Origin of the sequence: Mesorhizobium sp. M0830 (genome assembly GCF_040319965.1) — a bacterium.
Lineage (GTDB): Bacteria > Pseudomonadota > Alphaproteobacteria > Rhizobiales > Rhizobiaceae > Mesorhizobium.
Genome location: NZ_JAMYOR010000010.1, coordinates 1 through 19952, shown reverse-complemented (window position 1 = coordinate 19952; position 19952 = coordinate 1). Strand labels below are relative to the sequence as shown.

The 19952-nt window shown below is 61.7% G+C and carries 18 protein-coding genes and 1 pseudogene; 6 read left to right on the top strand and 13 right to left on the bottom strand.

The window, feature by feature from the left end:
* Positions 1 to 89: 89 nt before the first annotated feature.
* Both NKI20_RS08480 and NKI20_RS08475 read left to right on the top strand, forming a co-directional pair.
* On the top strand, positions 90 to 1769 hold the full coding sequence (locus NKI20_RS08480; protein ID WP_352829808.1) for an electron transfer flavoprotein-ubiquinone oxidoreductase: 1680 nt from the start codon (positions 90 to 92) through the stop codon (positions 1767 to 1769).
* Positions 1770 to 1908: 139 nt separating this feature from the next.
* Positions 1909 to 2508: a DUF922 domain-containing Zn-dependent protease gene (locus tag NKI20_RS08475; RefSeq protein ID WP_352829806.1), complete on the top strand. Its 600-nt coding sequence runs from the start codon at positions 1909 to 1911 to the stop codon at positions 2506 to 2508.
* A 4-nt stretch (positions 2509 to 2512) separates the two neighbouring features.
* Here NKI20_RS08475 and NKI20_RS08470 read toward each other — a convergent pair whose 3' ends face one another.
* The 5 genes from NKI20_RS08470 to NKI20_RS08450 form a co-directional block, all read right to left on the bottom strand.
* Entirely contained in the window at positions 2513 to 3547 is a 1035-nt protein-coding gene (locus NKI20_RS08470) for an endonuclease/exonuclease/phosphatase family protein (protein WP_352829805.1), read from the bottom strand.
* Positions 3548 to 3649: 102 nt separating this feature from the next.
* Positions 3650 to 5113 (bottom strand): AMP nucleosidase, encoded by a 1464-nt coding sequence (locus tag NKI20_RS08465; RefSeq protein ID WP_352829804.1) that lies wholly within the window; start codon positions 5111 to 5113, stop codon positions 3650 to 3652.
* Positions 5114 to 5288: 175 nt separating this feature from the next.
* Entirely contained in the window at positions 5289 to 5483 is a 195-nt protein-coding gene (locus tag NKI20_RS08460) for a hypothetical protein (protein ID WP_352599260.1), read from the bottom strand.
* 39 nt (positions 5484 to 5522) lie between these two features.
* Positions 5523 to 5681, bottom strand: coding sequence for a hypothetical protein (locus tag NKI20_RS08455; protein WP_168992200.1), 159 nt, complete (start codon positions 5679 to 5681; stop codon positions 5523 to 5525).
* Positions 5682 to 5904: 223 nt separating this feature from the next.
* Positions 5905 to 6246 carry a DUF2147 domain-containing protein gene (locus NKI20_RS08450; RefSeq protein WP_352599258.1) on the bottom strand — a complete coding sequence of 114 codons (342 nt, stop codon included), beginning with the start codon at positions 6244 to 6246 and terminating at the stop codon, positions 5905 to 5907.
* Positions 6247 to 6697: 451 nt separating this feature from the next.
* On the opposite strand from NKI20_RS08450, the gene NKI20_RS08445 reads away from it, so the two are divergent.
* Positions 6698 to 6964: an SEL1-like repeat protein gene (locus tag NKI20_RS08445; protein ID WP_023760434.1), complete on the top strand. Its 267-nt coding sequence runs from the start codon at positions 6698 to 6700 to the stop codon at positions 6962 to 6964.
* Positions 6965 to 7503: 539 nt separating this feature from the next.
* Positions 7504 to 8625 carry an ABC transporter substrate-binding protein gene (locus NKI20_RS08440; RefSeq protein WP_352829801.1) on the top strand — a complete coding sequence of 374 codons (1122 nt, stop codon included), beginning with the start codon at positions 7504 to 7506 and terminating at the stop codon, positions 8623 to 8625.
* Positions 8626 to 8735: 110 nt separating this feature from the next.
* Here NKI20_RS08440 and NKI20_RS08435 read toward each other — a convergent pair whose 3' ends face one another.
* The 6 genes from NKI20_RS08435 to NKI20_RS08410 all read right to left on the bottom strand — a co-directional run bounded on the left by NKI20_RS08435 (position 8736) and on the right by NKI20_RS08410 (position 15430).
* Positions 8736 to 10709 carry an acetyl/propionyl/methylcrotonyl-CoA carboxylase subunit alpha gene (locus NKI20_RS08435; protein WP_352829799.1) on the bottom strand — a complete coding sequence of 658 codons (1974 nt, stop codon included), beginning with the start codon at positions 10707 to 10709 and terminating at the stop codon, positions 8736 to 8738.
* 346 nt (positions 10710 to 11055) lie between these two features.
* A complete protein-coding gene (locus NKI20_RS08430) occupies positions 11056 to 11586 on the bottom strand; it encodes an O-acetyl-ADP-ribose deacetylase (protein ID WP_352728175.1) in 531 nt (176 codons plus the stop codon).
* Between the two features lies 1 nt (position 11587).
* The gene (locus NKI20_RS08425; RefSeq protein WP_352829797.1) at positions 11588 to 13195 is read right to left on the bottom strand and encodes a carboxyl transferase domain-containing protein; all 1608 of its coding nucleotides are present in this window, start codon (positions 13193 to 13195) and stop codon (positions 11588 to 11590) included.
* Between the two features lies 1 nt (position 13196).
* Positions 13197 to 14360, bottom strand: coding sequence for an isovaleryl-CoA dehydrogenase (locus tag NKI20_RS08420; RefSeq protein ID WP_352829795.1), 1164 nt, complete (start codon positions 14358 to 14360; stop codon positions 13197 to 13199).
* Positions 14361 to 14422: 62 nt separating this feature from the next.
* Complete coding sequence (locus tag NKI20_RS08415) at positions 14423 to 15073, bottom strand: TetR/AcrR family transcriptional regulator (protein ID WP_352829794.1); 651 nt, start codon at positions 15071 to 15073, stop codon at positions 14423 to 14425.
* 72 nt (positions 15074 to 15145) lie between these two features.
* Positions 15146 to 15430, bottom strand: coding sequence for an acylphosphatase (locus tag NKI20_RS08410; RefSeq protein WP_352829943.1), 285 nt, complete (start codon positions 15428 to 15430; stop codon positions 15146 to 15148).
* A gap of 160 nt (positions 15431 to 15590) precedes the next feature.
* On the opposite strand from NKI20_RS08410, the gene NKI20_RS08405 reads away from it, so the two are divergent.
* Entirely contained in the window at positions 15591 to 16583 is a 993-nt protein-coding gene (locus tag NKI20_RS08405; RefSeq protein ID WP_352829793.1) for a bifunctional helix-turn-helix transcriptional regulator/GNAT family N-acetyltransferase, read from the top strand.
* Between the two features lie 37 nt (positions 16584 to 16620).
* On the opposite strand, the gene NKI20_RS08400 is transcribed toward NKI20_RS08405, so the two are convergent.
* The gene (locus NKI20_RS08400) at positions 16621 to 17733 is read right to left on the bottom strand and encodes a pyridoxal phosphate-dependent aminotransferase (RefSeq protein WP_352829791.1); all 1113 of its coding nucleotides are present in this window, start codon (positions 17731 to 17733) and stop codon (positions 16621 to 16623) included.
* A 108-nt stretch (positions 17734 to 17841) separates the two neighbouring features.
* Between NKI20_RS08400 and NKI20_RS08395 the strand changes: the two genes are divergently transcribed.
* Positions 17842 to 19521 (top strand): tetratricopeptide repeat-containing sulfotransferase family protein, encoded by a 1680-nt coding sequence (locus tag NKI20_RS08395; protein WP_352829789.1) that lies wholly within the window; start codon positions 17842 to 17844, stop codon positions 19519 to 19521.
* Positions 19522 to 19698: 177 nt separating this feature from the next.
* On the opposite strand, the pseudogene NKI20_RS08390 reads toward NKI20_RS08395, so the two are convergent.
* A pseudogene (locus NKI20_RS08390) lies at positions 19699 to 19952 on the bottom strand (porin); the annotation flags it as partial.

The following is a 19952-nucleotide window of genomic DNA, read 5'->3' as shown; positions in this document are numbered from 1 at the left end:
TGCGCCGGTTTCCTGTCGCCGATTGATGCGCTATGCAGCGCAGGAGCCAGCAAGATACCCAAATGGGATAAGCCAGTGCGGAGGGGTTGATGAGCGACATCGAACGCGAAAGCATGGAATTCGACGTGGTCATCGTCGGCGCCGGCCCGGCCGGCCTTGCCGCCGCCATCCGCCTCAAGCAGGTCAATCCCGAACTCTCGGTCGTCGTCCTGGAAAAGGGCGGCGAGGTCGGCGCCCATATCCTCTCCGGCGCCGTCGTCGATCCGATCGGCGTCGACCGGCTCTTGCCGGGCTGGCGCGACGAGGATGGGCATCCCTTCAAGACGCCGGTCACAGACGACCATTTCCTCGTCCTTGGCCCAGCAGGCTCGTTCCGTCTGCCCAACATCCTGATGCCGCCGCTGATGAACAATCACGGCAACTTCATCGTCTCGCTCGGCAATGTCTGCCGCTGGCTGGCTGGTAAGGCCGAGGCGCTCGGCGTCGAGATCTATCCCGGCTTCGCCGCGGCGGGCCTGCTCTACAATGACGCCGGCGCCGTTACCGGCGTGGTGACCGGCGACATGGGCGTCGAGAAGGACGGCACGCATGGTCCGGGTTTCGCGCCGGGCATGGCGCTGATGGGCAAATATGTGCTGATCGGCGAAGGCGCGCGTGGCTCGCTCGCCAAGCAGCTGATCGCCAAATACAAGCTTTCCGATGGCCGCGAGCCCGGCAAATACGGCATCGGCCTCAAGGAACTCTGGCAGGTCAAGCCAGAAAACCACAGGCCGGGCCTGGTCCAGCATTCGTTCGGCTGGCCGCTCGACATGAAGACAGGTGGCGGCTCTTTCCTCTACCATCTGGAGGACAACCAGGTGGCGGTCGGCTTCGTCCTCCACCTCAACTACAAGAACCCCTGGCTGTCGCCGTTCGACGAATTCCAGCGCTTCAAGACCCATCCGGCAATCAGGGGCACCTTCGAGGGCGCCAAGCGCCTGGGTTACGGCGCGCGCGCCATCACCGAGGGTGGCTGGCAGTCAGTGCCGAAACTTTCCTTCCCCGGTGGCGCGCTGATGGGCTGCGCGGCAGGCTTCGTCAACGTGCCGCGCATCAAGGGCTCCCACAACGCGGTCCTTTCGGGAATGCTGGCGGCCGAGCATGTCGCCGAGGCGATCGGCGCCGGCCGTGCCAATGACGAGCTTTCCTCCTACGAGGCTGCATGGCGGGACACCGACATCGGCAAGGACCTGAAGAAGGTGCGCAACGTCAAGCCGCTCTGGTCGCGCTTCGGCACCATCATTGGCATCAGCCTTGGTGGCCTCGACATGTGGCTGAACACGCTGTTCGGCTTCTCGCCCTTCGGCACGCTGAAGCATGGCAAGGCCGACTATGCCACGCTCGAGCCGGCCGCCAAGCACGAGAAGATCGCCTATCCGAAGCCGGATGGCGTGCTGACCTTCGACCGCCTGTCCTCGGTGTTCCTGTCAAACACCAATCACGAGGAAAACGAGCCGGTCCATCTGGTTGTCGGCGACATGGACCTGCAGAAGCGCTCCGAGCATGATGTCTTTGCCGGACCCTCGACACGCTATTGTCCGGCCAGCGTCTACGAATGGGTCGACAAGGACGGCAATGCCGCCGCCGATCCCGCGGCAAAGGACGTGCGCTTCGTCATCAACGCGCAGAACTGCGTCCACTGCAAGACATGCGACATCAAGGACCCGAACCAGAACATCAACTGGGTGCCGCCCCAAGGTGGCGAAGGTCCGGTCTACCAAGGTATGTAAGCTACGCGCTGGTGGACCGTCTCGCCGGCCGCACGCAAAATGTTGGTCATGGCCCGGGTTGCCGGGCATGTGAAATATTAGGGCTGTTGAAACTGCCGCGCGCTTGTGGTTCCATCCCCAGACGACAGGGAGATGGCCAATGCGCTTGGCGGTTTTAGTATGCCTTGTGGTGATCGGCGCTGTGTGCGGTTCGGCTTCGATAGCCTCGGCTGGCACCAGGGTGCTGATCAAGACGCGGACCTATGACATCACCGGGAACACTGGCCTGGCGCTGATGAAGGCGATGGACCGCAAGGGGCCGAAGCACGGCTTCATGACGCATGCTATCGCCCAGACGGGCTACACCGTGGATTGGAACCTTGACGCCGGCCAGGACAATGGCTTCTGCCGCCTGCGGCGGGCCGACGGCACGCTCAATCTGTTTTACACGTTTCCGCGTCTCGCCTCGGCCACCGCGCCGGCGCTCCAGAAGCACTGGTCGCGGTTCTTCGCCGGCGTCCGCGCGCACGAAGAAACCCATGGTCGCATCGCCAGGGAAATGATGCGGGCCATCGAAACATCCATCTCCGGCCTCAGGATTGCCGACGACCCGTCCTGCTCCAAGACACGCCGCGAGGCGCAGCGGCGCATCAAGGCTACCTATGCCGCGTATGAGGTAAAGCAGATCGCCTTCGACGCCCGCGAGCATCGCGACGGTGGCCATGTCGAGCATCTGATCACCGCTTTGATCAAGCCTTGATCTCTTAACCTGGCGTCCTGCCGGTCTGGACTATCGCCGCGGTCGCGGTTTCATGATCATCGACCGGCTTCTGTTGTGCCTCCCTGAGCGAGAACTCCACCATCACCGGCAGGTGATCCGAGCCAGTGTCCTCCAGACGTGTTGCAGAATGGATGGTCAGCCCGCCCTTGCTGAAAACCTGGTCGATCGGCAGGCCGGCGAAGCGCCGCACGAAGTCCGGCAGCCTGATTTGGATCCAGGTCGGTCCGGCGGACGGCATGACGGTCAGGCCGCCGAGCGAGGCGACGCGCCGTACGGCAGCACTCCACGGCACGGCGTTGCAGTCGCCCGCCATGATGGCCGTCTCGCCGAGCGCGGAGAGCGATTCCGCAAGTTCGCCGATCTGCCAATACTGCTCGCGTGGCCACGGCCAACTGAGATGGATAGCGGCGACATCGACGTCAATGCCGCCGAAGTCGACGGTCGCTGTCGCCATGGCGCCGCGCCGTTCGCAACGCGCCTCGGTGCCGGCGGCAAAGGGCCGCCGCGAGATCAGCGCGACGCCGAATATGCCGTTGGGATAAGGGCAGAGGATCCGGTATGGATATGCACTGCTGATATAGCCAAGCTCGGTCGTCCACATCGCCGACACCTCGTCGAGGGTGATCACGTCGGGATTGGTCCGGCCGATCAGCGACAGCACCTTCTTCGGCGTCGGATTGTTGTAGCGCAGGTTCATCTGCAGCAACTTGTAGATCGCGCGATCTTCGACCTTGGCTTCATAGGCAGCCTGAACCGGCCATAGACTGGGCAATGTATTCAAGGTCGTGGCAAAGGCCGCCACGGCAAAAAGCAGTGCCACGGCCGCTTGCAGGCGAAATGTCGTGGCCAGCAGCGGCAGTGCGCAAAGCGCCATCAACACGGCAAGGTGGACGCGGAAATGCGAGAAAGAATCGAAGGCCGGATGCAAGGTACCTAAGAACCCGGCGACCAGCGCAACCGAGAACATCATCAGCGCGATAAATGCCAGTGATGCCGCCATGTGTCGACTGCGTCTCATCGGGTCAGGTCCGCGCGGATGGTCGGAAAATACCGGCTTGGTTATCGGCAGAAATGCGGCCCAATCAAGATGACGAGATGCTCGGGCAGCGCACAGATCATCCTATTGGAACGCGGTCTCCGAAAAACTTCTCAGTTTGCGCGAATGCAGCCGATCCATCGGCATTTCCGCAAGCTTTTCCATCGCCCTGATGCCGATGGTCAGATGCTGCGCCACCTGGCGCTTGTAGAATTCGGTCGCCATGCCGGGCAGCTTCAACTCGCCATGCAGTGGCTTGTCCGAAACGCACAGCAGCGTGCCGTAGGGAACGCGGAAACGGAAGCCGTTGGCGGCGATGGTCGCAGATTCCATGTCGAGCGCGATCGCCCGCGACTGCGACAGGCGCTGCACTGGGCCGCGCTGGTCGCGCAGTTCCCAGTTTCGGTTGTCGATGGTGGCGACGGTGCCTGTGCGCATGATGCGCTTCAAGTCGTAGCCGGACAGGCCGGTGACTTCGGCGACGGCTTCCTGCAACGCCACCTGGATCTCGGCCAGCGGCGGGATCGGGACCCAGACCGGAAGATCGTCGTCGAGGACGTGGTCCTCGCGCACATAGGCGTGCGCCAACACATAGTCGCCCAAAGCCTGGGTATTGCGCAGCCCGGCGCAGTGACCGAGCATCACCCAGGCATGCGGCCTCAGCACGGCGATGTGGTCGGTAATCGTTTTGGCGTTGGAAGGCCCGACGCCGATATTGACCATGGTGATGCCTCCATGGTTCGGCTTCTTCAGGTGATAGGCCGGCATCTGCGGCAGGCGAGGCGGCGCGACCCCGAGACCGGGCGCGCTTTGTCCGGCCAAGGTGATGACATTGCCCGGCTCGACGAATTCGGTATATCCGCCGCCGCCATCGGCCATCAGGTCGCGAGCGCGGGCAACGAATTCGTCGATGTAGAATTGGTAGTTGGTGAACAGCACGAAATTCTGGAAATGCTGTGGCGTGGTCGCCGTATAGTGCGACAGGCGATGCAGCGAATAGTCGATGCGCTGCGCCGTGAAGGGCGCCAACGGCCTCGGTTCGCCCAAGGCCACTTCGAAAGTCCCGTTGGCGATCTGGTCGTCGGTGCCGTCGAGATCCGGCACGTCAAACAGGTCGCGGATCGGCCGCTTGATGCGTTCGGCCGCCGCGCCGTCGACATGGGTGCCTTCGAGAAAGGCGAAATGCAGCGGGATCGGCGTGGTCGATTCCGACACCGTGACCGCAACGCCATGATTGCGCATGATCAGACGCAACTGCTCGACAAGGTAGCTTTCGAACAGGGCGGGCTGGGTAACGGTGGTCGAAAAATGCCCAGGCGTCGGCATATGGCCATAGGCCTGACGCGAGTCGATCTGGGTGAACGAGGTGGTGGTGACGCCGATCTCCGGGTAGAAGGCCCGGTAGCGCTTGCCATTGTCGCCGCCCGCCGCCGCCAGTTCAGCAAAGGAGTCGCGCAGGAACTTGGTGTTGCGGTCGTAAAGCAGCCGAAGTGCCGCGACGGCCTTTTCGGCGCGATCAAAGCTTTGCCGGCCAAAAGGCTCCGGCATGACGACAGATTCGATGGCCTGAGGGTAGATTCGCTTTTCCATGACTCAATATAGAGATTTGGATCGGCACTTGGGAGGGGTGTCGCGACCGAAGGCGGCTTAAGGGTCGTTTTTCTTTCCGCTGCATGTCGCCCCAAAGAGCGCAGCGATTTTGGGCGACATGCACGAAACGTGCTTATCCGCGCTGCAGGCTGACCAGGAGCACAAAGCCGATCCCGGACTTCTTCAAAGCCGGCGCTTCGATCGTCGAGCCGGCATCGGCGCGCATCATCGGCACGGCCAGAACCGGAGCGGCCAGAACCGCCAGGATAAGCGCCGCCCGCGGCAGGAGCCGAAGGATCTTTAGTGCGGTGGCGGCGATGCGGTTCATGGTGTTTCAGCTTTTCTTTTTGAGGTCTGGCTCTTTTGTTTAGTTGCGAAGGTGGGTGGGGCAGGCGAGGCGGCAGGTTCTGGAACTGGCTTCGTCCCAGGCGCGGGCCGGACGACCCGCTTCAGCGACGAGGATGGCGAAGAACATTCCAAACAGGCTCATCAGCAGGCAGACGATGGTGAAGCGGCGAGCAAGCATTGGTCGGGTCTCCTTCAACACGCCGGAGAATGCCCTGATGCAACTGAACCGGCTCTGATGCCGGCGTTCATCTGCGGTTCAAACTGATGGGCGGGATTTAGCGTCGACGGCGCCTGTTTCGGCAGGATGCCGAGGTTAGGGCGTTGCGCCGCGACAAACGAAAACGGAGCCCGTCAGAGCCCCGTCTTCATGTCACAAGGATATATATCTGTATATAGGTCGATCAGAGCTTGTGCCAAGTCTGGCTTTTGCAGATCAGTCCGCCGAGCACGCAGCCGCTCATCTTGAGCGAGCTGCCGGAAAGGGTCGCCTTGCCCGAATAGGTTCTGTCGTTTGCCGGATCGGTGATGTTGCCGGCATATTTGTTGTCGCCAGCCGCCTTGAGCGAGCCGATGGTTTTTCCGGCATACTTGCCGGACTTGAGCGTGATGGAAAACGAGCCGCCGCCGACGATGGCCGCGGTGTCGCCGGCCTGCGTCTTCCAATCACCCTCGATCGGATCGGCCGATGCCGCACCCGCCACGATCAATGTGGCCGCAAGAGCCAGGCTCACTTTTCGAAACATGTCTTCCTCCCTTTGGATGTCCGACCGGATGCTCCGCCCCTCGCCGGTCTGCCGCTTACGCTAACGTAAGCTAATCCAGCTCCCGGCAAAACAAAAGCGGTGCCGCTGCGGAAGACTTTCGGATTCTTGAAAGCGTCCGAATGCGTCCCATCGGCGAGAAAATGAAATGACCGGCGCAGCGCCTTTGTCTCCCGTGGTTAGCAAAGTCTTGACTTGGCAGCGGAGGATTTTTGTCAAATTTGACGCAAGCTCGCTGAATTGCTGGCTTTGTATCCTTAACGAATTTCCGCGTTTACCTCTTGTTTTAGCTTTGTTTTCCTCAAATTAAGCACGCCATTTAACGACGGATTCAAGCCTGCACGGCATTCTCGAAAGCATCGGAAGAGCAGCCGCAAGCACGAAAGAAGGCAGCTCTCAGGAGCCTGACAGGGGCCGGAAACAGGGGATTGAAATGGCACGTTTTGAAATGCTTGAAGCAGGTTTCGGCGCCATGGGGGCAACTGCCCAGGCCGACATTCTTTTCGAACTGGGCATGATGTATGCGACCGGCCGCGATTGCGAGACCGATGTCGTTGCCGCCCACAAATGGTTCAACATTGCCGCGATCAAGGGCTCGGTCCGCGCCGCGGAACTGCGTTCCGAACTGTCGGCGGCAATGTCGAAGGTCGAGATCGCCAAGGCGCTTCGCGAAGCCCGCGAATGGATGACCATCCACTAAGATCTGCCTACAGACCTATCGAAGACAGGGAAGCTCCGGGATCAAGACCGCACAGACGGCCAGACCCGGCACGACAGAAGGCCGCGCAAGACGGTCGATGACCTCCAGGAAAAGTGTGAAGCGGGTTTCCGTCCGGAATCGCGTCAAAACAAAGAGTTAGAGCGGTTCGCCGTTTCCGTGAGACGGTGAAATGCCCAAAGTGGAATCCGGTTCTCTCCGACAAGCGGAAACCGTTTGCCCCGGGATCATGCTCTGAAGAAGGAGAACGCGGCAGGCCGCAAGGTCCAGTCGCGCACGACACGGGGAGGGCGAGCGGGATTTTTAGGCGCGGGGCGCTCGGGAACAGCTCGACAGGCAAAAGCCGCGACCGGCCGGAACAAGGCCGGCGCGGCTTTTGCCCTGTTTGCCGCGGCGCGTTGCAGGCCCAATCGAGTGCCGCCAATGCGCCTAGACAGGTCCAAGGAAGGGTGAAATTGTCCCGGCTCTCTGGAAGAAGTGCGGCCGGAGCGGCCGCGCGTGAGTGGAGGAGTTCTACTGCAATGAAAAAATTGGGTATTTTGAACGCGGCCATTTTCGGCCTGATGATGAGCACGCCGTTCGCATTCGCCGACGACATCACTTTTGCGGTGGTCGGCCCGATGACCGGACAACTCGCCACCATCGGCGATCAGTTCAAGCAGGGCGCGCAGGCCGCTGCTGACGCGATCAACGCAGCGGGTGGCGTCGGGGGCCGACAGATCAAGCTGAGTATCGAAGACGACCAGTGCGATCCCAAGCAGGCAGTGTCGGTCGCCAACCGCGTCGTCGCCGACGGCGTCAAATTCATCGACGGCCATGCTTGCTCGGGTTCGAGCATTCCGGCCTCTGCTGTCTATGCCGAAGCTGGCGCTCTGATGATGACCCCGGCTTCTTCCAATCCGGTGCTGACCGACGCGGCGGCCAAGGCCGGCTGGCCGACGATCATGCGGCTTTATACGCGTGACGATGCGCAGGGCGCCTTCATCGGCCCATGGATCGCCAAGAAGTTTGCCGGCAAGAACGTCGTCGTCCTGCATGACAAGAGTGCCTACGGACAGGGCGTGGCTGACGCCGTCAAGGCAACGATGAATGCCGGCGGCCTCAAGGAGGTCTATTATGACGGCATCAACGCTGGCGAGAAGGACTATTCGGCTCTCGTCACCAAGCTCAAGGACTTGAAAGCCGACGTCGTCTATTTCGGCGGCTATCATCCTGAGGCTGGTCTGATCCTGCGTCAATCGGCGGAACAGAACCTGAAGTTCCAGTTGATCATGCCGGACTCCATCGCTTCGCCGGAATTCTGGCAGGTTGCTGGCCCGGCAGGCGAGGGCACCATGTTCGTGTTCCCGTCGGATCCGCAGGCAAAGCCGGAAGCCAAGGCCGCCGTCGAGAAGATCAAGGCGGGCGGCTTCGTGCCGGAGGGCTTCACGCTGTTCTCCTATGCCGTGATCCAGGCCTTCGCCGAGGGCGTCAAGCGCGCCGGCAGCGACGATCCGGCGAAGGTTGCCGAAGCGTTGAAGAATGGCACGCCCGTCAGCACCGTCGTCGGCAACGTCACCTTCGACGAAAAGGGCGACCTCAAGAATGCCAGCTACGACATCAACCAGTGGCATAATGGAAAGTACGCACCGATCGCCCAGTAACCGATCGCCTAGTAATCGTCGCCCTGGCGACTGGATAGGATGGCGAAATGGCCGGCTCGTCCCGGCCATTTTCTCGTTTGCCCCGTCGACGGCTTTCGGCTGTCAGCTCGCTACCGCGGTCGGGCGTTGTGCTCCTCCACGAACCGCACCAGCACCGTCCCATCGGTGACCTGCGCGCCCTCTGTCGCGATCTCGGCGATCACGCCATCATGTGGCGCGGCGATGGTGTGCTCCATCTTCATAGCCTCGAGGATCAGCAGTGGTTGGCCCTTGATCACTGCATCGCCTCTTGTCACGCGCACCAGTTTGACCAGCCCCGGCATCGGCGCGCGCAAGCTGCCTATACCTGCGGCTGCCTCATCGGCGCGCGCCAGCGGGTCCGGCACGGCGAAGGTGTAGCCAACAGCGCCTTCGAACACGGTGATGTGGCCTGGCCAGCGGGCGAGGCGCGGTGCAGTGCGAAAATCATGCGAATTTGTGCTGTCATAGGGCGCATCGAGCGCCACCCGGAACCGTCCATCCGGCCGCAGCGAAACCTTTGCCACGATATCGTCATCGCTGAACGTCAGCCGCGTGCGCCGCGCCACGTTGTGGAAATGCGCATAGCCGGCAAGGGACGACCAGGGATCGTCGGATGGCGGCGATGCTCCGGCGCCTGAGGCTGCGACAGCGGCGGCGGCAACGGTTTCGCCGGTCGGCGGCGGGACGATCGTCAATGTCTCCTGGTGCCTGCCGATCAGGCTGGTGTCGACGTCGCCCGAGCAAAAATCCCGATCGGCGGCAAGAGCGGCGAGAAAGGCGGTGTTGACGGTGGAGCCGGCGACCTCGGTTCGCGACAGCGCCGCACCAAGCGCTTGCAGTGCCGCCTGCCTGTCCTTGGCGTGAACGACCAGCTTGGCGATCATCGGGTCGTAGTAGGGCGAGATCGCATCGCCAGCCCGCACGCCGGTCTCGATACGTATCGCGGCGCCTTCGGGCGCTGCATCCGGAAATTTTAGATGATGCAGCGTGCCCGTTGCCGGCAGGAACCCCTTTGCCGCATCCTCGGCATAGATGCGCGCTTCGAAGGCATGACCGGCGAGCGCGATCTCGCTTTGTGTCTTCGGCAGTTTTTCGCCCGATGCGACCCGCAGCTGCCACTCGACCAGGTCGGTGCTGGTAACCATTTCGGTGACGGGGTGCTCGACCTGCAGGCGGGTGTTCATTTCCATGAACCAGAAGCGGTCGGCTTTCAGCCCCTGCGAGGCATCGACGATGAACTCGATGGTGCCGGCGCCGGAATAATTGATCGCCTTGGCGGCTTTCACCGCCGCGTCCGTCATCGCCTTGCGAAAAGCCGGTGTCATGCCGGGGGCGGGCGCCTCCTCGATCACCTTCTGGTGGCGGCGCTGCGCCGAGCAGTCGCGCTCGTAGAGATGCACGACATTGCCGAGACTATCGCCGAACACCTGCACTTCGATGTGGCGCGGCTTGTCGACGTATTTTTCGACCAGCACGCGGTCGTCACCGAAGGCGGCTTTCGCCTCGCGCCGTGCGCTGGACAGCGCTTCGGAAAACTCATCGGGATGCTCGACCCGCCGCATGCCCTTGCCGCCACCGCCGGCGCGCGCCTTGATCAGCACGGGATAGCCGATCTCGCGCGCCTTGGAGGCAAGCAGCACGATCTCCTGCGCCTCGCCATGGTAGCCGGGCACGACCGGCACGCCGGCCTTTTCCATCAGCCGCTTGGCGGCATCCTTCAGCCCCATGGCACGGATCGAGGCCGCCGACGGGCCGATGAAGATGAGCCCCGCCGCTGCCACCTGGTCGACGAAATCGGGGTTTTCGGACAGGAAGCCGTAGCCGGGATGAATGGCTTCAGCGCCCGTCGAAAGGGCAGCCGCGATGATCTTGTCGCCGCGCAGATAGCTTTCGCCGACAGGCGAGGCGCCGATATGAACGGCCTCGTCGGCCATCTCGACATGCAGGGATTTCGCGTCGGCGTCCGAATAGACGGCAACAGTGCGCACGCCCATCGTCCGTGCCGTGCGGATGACACGGCAAGCGATCTCGCCCCGATTGGCGATCAGGATCTTGGTGAACATCGAGCCTCCTGGGACACAGTTTGCTTGAAGCGACGCAGGCGCTCCGTCGCGCCCCCCTCTGTCCTGCCGAGATGTCCGGCAGGACAGAGGGGGGCGCTGTCCCTCCAACCTATCCGTTCAGACGTTCGCCCAATACCGTAGAGCACTCCCTTACCAAGGGAGTGCTCTACCTGGCGGTCGGTTGTACCTATTTGGACGCGGCGATCTCGCAGCCGCCGCCGGTCGTAACCTTGTAATGGCTGCCGGTGGCGAGACAGGATTTCATCGCCAGCTCTTCGGCCGCCTGCTGCGACGCATTCAGGTGCGTGCCGCAGACGATGCTGATGAATCGATTGCGCCATACAGTTCAACCTTCTCGAAGGGCAGCAACGGCATGCCGGTATAGTTCAGCCGTTTGCTCGTCGAAGCAGCAGAAAATGACGATTTCCGGTCTGCTTGTCTCGTTCAGGAATGCGTTGATAGTGCTGACGGCGATCCGCGTCGCCTCGTCTTTCGGGTAGCGGTAAATACCGGTCGAGATCGCTGGAAATGCGACCGAGCGGCAGTCATTGGCGGCGGCGAGTTCGAGCGACCTGATATAGCAGGAAGCCAGCAACTCGGCTTCGCCCTTGCCGCCGCCCTGCCAGACGGGGCCGACTGTATGGATGATGTGTCGAGCCGGCAGTTTGTAACCCCTGGTGATCTTCGCGTCGCCGACCTTGCATCCGTTCAGCATCCGACATTCGAACTCAAGCTCGCGGCCTGCGGCGCGGTGGATGGCGCCATCGACCCCGCCACCGCCAAGAAGCGACGTGTTGGCGGCATTGACGATGGCGTCGACATCCAGTTTCGTGATGTCGCCGGTGTGGATGCGGATCCTGTCCAGCGCCTTGCTCATCTCACATCCTGAACACGCCGAAGCGCGTTTCCTCGATCTCGGCGTTGAGCGCGGCTGACAGGCTGAGTGCCAGCACGTCGCGCGTCTTCGCCGGGTCGATGATGCCGTCGTCCCAGAGGCGAGCGGACGAGTAGAGCGGATGGCCCTCATGCTCGTATTTCATCAGGATCGGCTTCTTGAATTTCGCCTCTTCCTCGGCGGTCCATTCCCCGCCCTTGCGCTCGATGCCCTCGCGCTTGACCATGGCGAGCACGGTTGCCGCCTGTTCGCCGCCCATCACAGAGATGCGCGCATTCGGCCACATCCACAGGAAGCGCGGTGAAAAGGCGCGGCCGCACATGCCGTAATTGCCGGCGCCGAACGAACCGCCGATGATGATCGTCACCTTCGGCACCCTGGCGGTGGCAACCGCCATCACCAGCTTGGCGCCGTCTTTGGCGATGCCGCCGGCCTCGTATTTCCTGCCGACCATGAAGCCGGTGATGTTCTGCAGGAAGACAAGCGGTATCCTGCGCTGGCAGCACAGTTCGATGAAATGCGCGCCCTTCAGCGCGCTTTCCGAAAACAGCACGCCGTTGTTGGCGATGATGCCGACCGGCATGCCATGCAGATGGGCAAAGCCGGTGATCAGCGTGGTGCCGTAGTTCTGCTTGAACTCATCGAACTCGGAACCGTCGACGATGCGCGCGATCACCTCGCGCACATCATAGGGCTGGCGCAGGTCGGTCGGCACGATGCCATAGAGTTCATCCGCCGGATGAAGTGGCGGAATCGACTTCTGTAAGTTCAGGCTTACAGTCTTGTTCCGATTCAGGTTTTTGACGATCCGCCGGCAGATGGCGAGTGCATGGTCGTCGTCCAACGCATAGTGGTCGGCAACGCCGGACAGCCGCGTGTGCACATCGGCGCCGCCAAGATCCTCGGCGCTGACGTCCTCGCCGGTGGCCGCCTTCACCAGCGGCGGGCCGCCGAGGAAGATGGTCGCCTGGTTGCGCACCATGATCGTCTCGTCCGACATCGCCGGCACATAGGCGCCGCCTGCCGTGCAGGAACCCATGACGCAGGCGATTTGCGGGATACCCGCCGCCGACATGTTGGCCTGATTATAGAAGATGCGGCCGAAATGTTCGCGGTCGGGAAATACCTCATCCTGGTTGGGCAGATTGGCGCCGCCGCTGTCGACCAGATAGATGCAAGGCAAATTGTTCTGCAGCGCGATCTCCTGGGCCCGCAGATGCTTCTTCACCGTCAGCGGATAATAGGTGCCGCCCTTCACCGTGGCGTCGTTGACGACGACCATCACCTCGGTGCCCTCGACGCGGCCGATGCCCGCGATCATGCCGGCCGAAGAAATCTCCTCGCCATACATCGACCATGCCGCGAACTGGCCGATCTCGAGGAACGGCGAGCCGGTGTCGAGCAATTGCGCGAGGCGCTCGCGCGGCAACAGCTTGCCGCGCGAAACGTGGCGCTCACGCGCTTCCTCCGAGCCGCCGCGCTCGACGATGGCAGCTTTTTCCGCGATGTCGGCGACCAAGGCGCGCATGCGCTCGGCATTGGCGCGGAAGGTCTCGGAGGCGGGAGAGATCTGGGTTTGAAGTGCTGCCATACTATACCCCCTCCGCCATGATTTCCCGCCCGACCAGCCAGCGGCGGATTTCGCTGGTGCCGGCGCCGATCTCGTAGAGCTTGGCGTCGCGCAACAGGCGGCCGGTTGGATAGTCGTTGATATAGCCATTGCCGCCAAGCAGTTGGATGGCGTCCAGCGCCATCAGCGTCGCCTTCTCGGCGGCAAACAGCACGCAGCCGGCGGCATCCTTGCGCGTCGTCTGGCCGCGATCGCAAGCGGCGGCGACGGCATAGACGTAGGCGCGTGCGGCGTTCATCGTCGTGTACATGTCGGCAAGTTTACCCTGCACCAGCTGGAACTCGCCGATCGCCTGGCCGAACTGCTTGCGCTCATGCACATAGGGGATGGCCACGTCGAGGCACGCCGCCATCAGGCCGATCGGGCCGCCGGCAAGCACGGTGCGCTCATAGTCGAGGCCCGACATCAGCACCTCGACACCGCGGCCTTCCTCGTGCAGCACGTTGTCGAACGGCACTTCGACATCCGAAAAAACCAGCTCGCCGGTGTTGGAGCCCCGCATGCCGAGCTTGTCGAGCTTTTGCGCCACGGAAAATCCGGCCATCGTGTTCTCGACGATGAAGGCGGTGATGCCGTGTGATTTCAGCTCCGGATCGGTCTTGGCGTAGACGACCAGCGTCTGGGCGTCCGGCCCGTTGGTGATCCACATCTTGGTGCCGTTGAGCACGTAGCGATCATTGCGCTTTTCGGCGCGCAGCTTGAGCGACACGACATCCGAACCAGCGCCGGATTCCGACATCGCCAGCGCGCCGACGCGTTCGCCTGAACACAGCGGCGGCAAGAACTTTTCCTTCTGCGCCGTCGTCGCCCAGCGGTTGATCTGGTTGACGCAGAGATTGGAATGGGCGCCGTAGGAGAGGCCGACCGAGGCCGAGGCGCGCGAGATTTCCTCGACGGCGATCACATGCGCGAGATAGCCCATGCCGCTGCCGCCGAAATCGGGGTCGGCCGTGATGCCGAGCAGGCCAAGCGCGCCGAGTTCGCCCCACAGATGCGCCGGGAATTCATTCGAACGATCGATATCGGCGGCGATCGGTGCGATCCTGTCCTGGGCGAAGCGCCGAACCATATCGCGCAGCGCCTCGATCTCCTCATCATGCCCGAAGCTGAGCGTGTTCGTGTACATGTTATCCTCCCTGCCGCATGACCCCGAAAATCGACTTCGATTTCCGGAAGGGATCCGCGAAATTAAAGTGCTACAGCGTCCTTTGCGCGGCCAAAGGGACGCGCGGCGCTGTAGGCGCCGATCTTCGCGCCGACGAGCCGCATCGTCATCGACAGATAGGTCGCCGTCACTTCGGCGATCGACAGCCGTTCGCCCGGCCGAAACCAGACGATGACGCCGGTCATCATCTGGATCAGCGCCATGGCCGTCAGCCCGGTGTCGTCGATGCTGAAGACGCCCGCCTCGGCGCCGTCGCGCAGAATGGTGCGCAGCTCCTTTTCGTAGGCAGTCCGCATGCGCAGGATCTGCGTCAGCCGTTCGGGCGACAGGCTGCGCAATTCCATGTTCGACACATGCGTGGCGTGCCGACGCTCGATATGAAAGGCGATGTGGTTCTCGACAAAGGCTGACAGCCGTTGCGCGGGATCCACACCCATAGGGCGGGCTGCTTCCCACGCGCCTGTGAGACCTTCCATGTGTTCGCGCATCAGCGTGAACAGAAGCTCTTCCTTGGTTGGAAAATAGCGGTAGAGCGCGGCAGCCTGGACGCCGACTTCGGCGGCGAGTTGGCGCATCGACATCGCCTCGTAGCCGAAACGCGCAATCAGATTGACGGCCGCCTCGCGGATGGCTGCCTCGGTCTTTTCACCATCGGATCCAGTCGTGCGTGCCATTGTCGGCCTCGATACGAGGCAATAATAAAACGAACGTTCAATTAATTCAAGGGCGCTGAATCAAATCCACCATCATGCAACAATCCTGAACTCGGCGAATGTATTTCCGGGTGCCAACTCCTCGACGTCGACCCTGGAAACCAAAGCCCCGGACGGGCCCTTCCACAGTCGTTCGATCATTGTCGAGACCGCCTCGTCGAGACCTGCAATCCGGGTCGTTACGGAACCGTCAGCTTCATTGCGAATCCAGCCCGCGAGACAGAGGCTAATGGCCTCGTCCCGGGCCCAGATTCTGAATCCGACGCCTTGCACATTGCCGTAGACGCGCGCCCGCACTTCCCTGCCAGGACCAGCCATGACGATCTCCAAGCCTATCTCCTTGGAATCTGGCGCACTGCGCCGGGAAGGCAACCTGAGCATAGCGCATGACAGCTGTGCTCTCTGGCCTTCGAAATTTAATTGACTCAGTCCACTAATTTTTGAAAAATGCAGTTGCCTATTGGGAGTTGGACGCAAAATGTTGGACGAACGAAAAGCATTGGTGGCCGATATCAGGCGCTTCAATCGCTTCTACACGCGCACCGTCGGTCTTCTCGACGAGACGCTGACACAAAGCGCATTCACGTTGACGGAGGCGCGCGTACTTTTCGAACTCGGCCACCTTAATCGTCCGGCGGTTTCTGAAGCCGCTGGGGAGCAGGGCTTTCTTGCCAAGGCTTTCCATCTGGAGATGGGCCCAACGGCTTCCGATATTGCCAGGCAACTGCGGGTCGATGCAGCGTATCTGACACGAATTCTGCGCAAATTCGCCAGTGGGGGACTGACCGAGACGCGGACTGATCCGGCCGACAAGCGCCGGCGGATTCTGTCGCTCACGGCAAGAGGCGAGGCGGCCCTTTCGGAGCTCCAGGCTGCGGCGGATCGCGATACTGCACGGCTCATCGAGAATTTGCCTGACCAAAGATTGCAGGAACTGGGTGGCGCCTTGCGCAAGGTCGGGGAATTGTTAGACGATCCCGACACTAAGAGCGGCGAGGTGACGCTGCGGCCGCACCGCATCGGCGACGTCGGCTGGGTCGTGCAGCGGCAGGCCCGGCTCTATGCCGAGGAATATGGCTGGAACATCGAATTCGAGGCCATGCTTGCCGAGATTGGCGCCGATTTCATCCGCAATTTCGTGCCCGGCCGCGATTTCTGCTGGATCGCCGAGCGTGGCGAGGAGCCAGTTGGTGCGGTGTTCCTTGTTCATCAGGACGACGAGGTGGCAAAGCTGCGGCTGCTGCATGTCGAGGCGCCTGCGCGCGGCCTGGGTATCGGCAAACGCCTGGTCGCGGAATGCGTGAACCAGGCCCGCGCCTGCGGCTATAGCAAGCTGGTGCTGTGGACCAACGACGTCCTCGTGGCGGCGCGTGCGATTTACGAGCGCGCCGGCTTCAGGCTGGTCTCGCAGCAGCCTCACCACAGTTTCGGCAAGGATCTGACCGGCCAGACCTGGGAACTGGATTTGTAAGCGCGCCCTGTGATTGCGCTTTGCCTACTGGCGGATCCTAGTTCCGCCGCGCCGCGGCGAGTGCGCCCGGCAGTTCCTCGGCAAAGATGTCCAACTCGTGATCGAGGCCGACGCTGACCCGGATGCAGCGGTCGAGCCGTGGCACCATCGGCTTGCGGATGAAAACGTCGCGCGACAGCAGGCCTTGCAGCACTTTCAGCGCAAAGGCGCCATCGCCGCCGCAGTCGATGGTGACGAAATTGGTTGCCGAGGCCAGTGGCTTCAACCCGTTCTGCTCGGCGATGCCGGCGATCCGTCGGCGGCCGGCAGCGACCCGCGCCACCACGCTCCTGAGATAGTCCTGATCGGCAAGCGCCTCGACGCCGGCGACCTGCGCCATGCGGCTGACGCCGTAATGGTTGCGGATCTTCTCGAAGTCACGGATCACCTGGGTCTCGGCCACCGCATAGCCGCAGCGTATGCCGGCGAGCCCATAAGCCTTCGAGAAGGTGCGCATGCGGATGACGTTCGGCCGGGAGATATCGATCGGCGGCAACGCCGAGGCCGGCCCGAGTTCGCCATAGGCCTCATCGAGCACCAGCATGGTAGTGTCCGGCAGCGCTTCGATGAAGCGGATAATCTCGCCCGCCTCCCACCAGCTGCCCATCGGATTGTCCGGGTTGGATAGGTAGACCAGCGGCGCCTTATCCTTGCGCACTGCCGCAAGCAGGCCGTCCAGGCTTTCCCTGTCGTTCTCGTAGGCGACCGTGACCAGCCGCCCACCGACACCGGCAACATGGAAGTTGAAGGTCGGATAGGCGCCGAGCGAGGTGACCACGGCATCGCCCGGCGCCACATACATGCGGGCCACCAGGCTGAGGAGGCCGTCTATGCCTTCGCCAACCACGACATTCTCGGCCTTCACGCCGTGATGCGCGGCAACCGCCACTTTCAGGTCGTGATTGTCGGGGTCGCAATACATCCACATGTCGCCGGCGATTCCAGCCATGCGCTCGATGACGCGCGGCGAAGGCCCAAAACTGCTCTCATTGGCACCGATGCGGGCGCGAAAAGCGCGGCCGCGCTCGCGCTCCTGCGCTTCGGGTCCGACAAAGGGCACCGTCGAGGGAAGTGCGTCGACGAGAAGCGTGAGGGGAGGGCGCTGGCGCATGGCGAAGGCTCACTTGAAAGGGGCTTTCTTGCTAGCGTGGAGGCATGTTGGGCGCAAGATGACAATGCCGCACTGGATTTCGCCGATCCGTTTTGCTAGCGAACTAGAATGAGCAACCGATTGCCGCCCGCTTGGGCCAAGCACCTTAAAACCCGAGCAGCGCCGAAGGGCGCACCGCCGACGGTTGGGCAACCGAAACCTCAGCCCGCAAAGGCGGCTCCGTCTCGCGCTCAGGCCAACGATATGATGTTGAGGCAGGCGCTCGAGTTCCAGCAAGAGAATCGATTGCCTGAGGCGGAAGAACTCTGTCATCGCGTTCTGGCGAGAACGCCCGAACATCCGCTAGCCCTTTTTATACTGGGGACGCTTGGGATCGGGTACGATGAGGAAAAGGTCCTGCGGTATTTTGCTCGGGCCATCGCGCAGGAGCCTCTAAATCCCTACTATCACCTAAGCCTCGGTCAAGCCTATTTGAGGCTCAGCGAGTTTACACCGGCGATCAAACACATTCAGTACGCACTGGCATTGAAGCCGGATCTGGTGGAAGCGCTGTGCGCTTTGGGCGATGCATACAATTCGTTTGACAAGGGGGAAATGGGGCTGCCGCTCTTTGAGAAGGCGCTCAGGGTCGACCGAGATCATCCCATGGCCCTGTTGGGGCTGCCTCGTGCGCTGGCAAGCCTCGGCCGTATGGACGAAGCCGCGGTTCATCTCAAAAAAACAATAGACCGGCGTATCGCGGTACCTGCTGCCTACAATGCACTTGTACGCACGCACAAATTCACTGAAGAGCCACCAGAACTCGCGGCGATCCTGACGGAGCTTCAAGACCCTGACCACGGATCCGAGGGAGCGACGGCGCTCCATCACGCGGCCGGAAAGCTGCTCAACGACCTCGGTCGCTACAAGGAGGCGATGGATCACTTCAAAAAAGGAAATCAAGCCGGCGGCCAGAGCTTCGATGTGCAATCCTACCGTGGTTGGGTCGACGCCCTGATCGAAACCTTTACACCGGATTTGGTGGCTTCAAGGACTGCTTCTGGCAATGTCTCGGAGGTGCCCGTGTTCGTAGTCGGGATGCCTCGCTCGGGCACAACACTGACTGAGCAGATCTGCGCCAGCCATCCCAATGTTCATGGCGCTGGCGAGTTAACAAAGCTTAGACGCACATCGAATGGGCTCGATCTTAGGTATGGATCCGGCATAAGCCCAGGTGAGGCGATCGCATCGATGACTCCACAGCTGTCCAGGGCGCTGGCTGCGGAGCATCTTGCCTACCTGCGCGAGCGGGCGCCAGACGCGCTTCGAATTATCGACAAGATGCCTCACAATTTCGAGCTGGTCGGCCTGATTGGCATCCTTTTCCCCAACGCGCGCATCATTCATTGTCGCCGCGACGCCATTGACAACTGCATCTCTTGTTTTGTCCTGCAACTCAGTGAAGCGCATAGCTATAGCGCCGATCTGGAGACACTGGGGCTTTACTACAGGGAGTATGATCGTCTGATGCGGCATTGGGACAAGATTTTCCCGGGCCGCATCTTCGAAAACCGATACGAGACGTTGATTGAAAATCAAGAGAGGCAGTCGCGCTGTCTCATAGATTATCTCGGACTACCCTGGGACGATACCTGCTTGCGCTTTTTTGACAGGGGCGGCTCCGTACAGACCTATAGCAATTGGCAGGTCCGCCAGCCGATCTATACATCATCCGTCAAGCAGTGGACGAACTACGAAAGCGAGATCCAGCCGCTGATTGAGTCATTGGGCGACCTTGCCGATATCTGATCCGAATTTGGAAAATTTGCAGCGATCTGGACCGAGCCGTTGTTGGTTCTGGCGATGTGGATCAGCCGGATGTCGATTTGAGCGCGCCGAAGCATCGCACGATCTGATAGGGGTACCGAGAGGTGAAAAACCCGGCGGTTGCCCGCCGGGTTTTCAATTTCGCCGAAGCGAAATTTATTAGAACGAGCGCTGGAAGCGGAGGAGACCGCCGACGCTGCTCTTCTTGGTGGCGCCAGTCCAGTTGGAGAAGTCGGCGTCGTCGAACTTGCCTGCATTGAGGTAGTCGACTTCGGCCGTGACGGTGAAGCCAGGAACAACATCATAGGCGATGTTCGCTGCGACGCCGAGGTTCTTCCATTCGTCATACGAGATCTGAGAGTTGACAGAGGTCTTCTAGATGAACTTGTAGGTGCAAACGCCCCAACCTGACC

Bases quoted from the DNA above. Each gene is read 5' to 3' on its own strand.
- NKI20_RS08480 (WP_352829808.1), top strand. From the start codon at position 90: ATGAGCGACATCGAACGCGAAAGCATGGAATTCGACGTGGTCATCGTC.
- NKI20_RS08475 (WP_352829806.1), top strand. From the start codon at position 1,909: ATGCGCTTGGCGGTTTTAGTATGCCTTGTGGTGATCGGCGCTGTGTGC.
- NKI20_RS08470 (WP_352829805.1), bottom strand. From the start codon at position 3,547: ATGAGACGCAGTCGACACATGGCGGCATCACTGGCATTTATCGCGCTG.
- NKI20_RS08465 (WP_352829804.1), bottom strand. From the start codon at position 5,113: ATGCCGGAGCCTTTTGGCCGGCAAAGCTTTGATCGCGCCGAAAAGGCC.
- NKI20_RS08460 (WP_352599260.1), bottom strand. From the start codon at position 5,483: ATGAACCGCATCGCCGCCACCGCACTAAAGATCCTTCGGCTCCTGCCG.
- NKI20_RS08455 (WP_168992200.1), bottom strand. From the start codon at position 5,681: ATGCTTGCTCGCCGCTTCACCATCGTCTGCCTGCTGATGAGCCTGTTT.
- NKI20_RS08450 (WP_352599258.1), bottom strand. From the start codon at position 6,246: ATGTTTCGAAAAGTGAGCCTGGCTCTTGCGGCCACATTGATCGTGGCG.
- NKI20_RS08445 (WP_023760434.1), top strand. From the start codon at position 6,698: ATGGCACGTTTTGAAATGCTTGAAGCAGGTTTCGGCGCCATGGGGGCA.
- NKI20_RS08440 (WP_352829801.1), top strand. From the start codon at position 7,504: ATGAAAAAATTGGGTATTTTGAACGCGGCCATTTTCGGCCTGATGATG.
- NKI20_RS08435 (WP_352829799.1), bottom strand. From the start codon at position 10,709: ATGTTCACCAAGATCCTGATCGCCAATCGGGGCGAGATCGCTTGCCGT.
- NKI20_RS08430 (WP_352728175.1), bottom strand. From the start codon at position 11,586: ATGAGCAAGGCGCTGGACAGGATCCGCATCCACACCGGCGACATCACG.
- NKI20_RS08425 (WP_352829797.1), bottom strand. From the start codon at position 13,195: ATGGCAGCACTTCAAACCCAGATCTCTCCCGCCTCCGAGACCTTCCGC.
- NKI20_RS08420 (WP_352829795.1), bottom strand. From the start codon at position 14,360: ATGTACACGAACACGCTCAGCTTCGGGCATGATGAGGAGATCGAGGCG.
- NKI20_RS08415 (WP_352829794.1), bottom strand. From the start codon at position 15,073: ATGGCACGCACGACTGGATCCGATGGTGAAAAGACCGAGGCAGCCATC.
- NKI20_RS08410 (WP_352829943.1), bottom strand. From the start codon at position 15,430: ATGGCTGGTCCTGGCAGGGAAGTGCGGGCGCGCGTCTACGGCAATGTG.
- NKI20_RS08405 (WP_352829793.1), top strand. From the start codon at position 15,591: ATGTTGGACGAACGAAAAGCATTGGTGGCCGATATCAGGCGCTTCAAT.
- NKI20_RS08400 (WP_352829791.1), bottom strand. From the start codon at position 17,733: ATGCGCCAGCGCCCTCCCCTCACGCTTCTCGTCGACGCACTTCCCTCG.
- NKI20_RS08395 (WP_352829789.1), top strand. From the start codon at position 17,842: ATGAGCAACCGATTGCCGCCCGCTTGGGCCAAGCACCTTAAAACCCGA.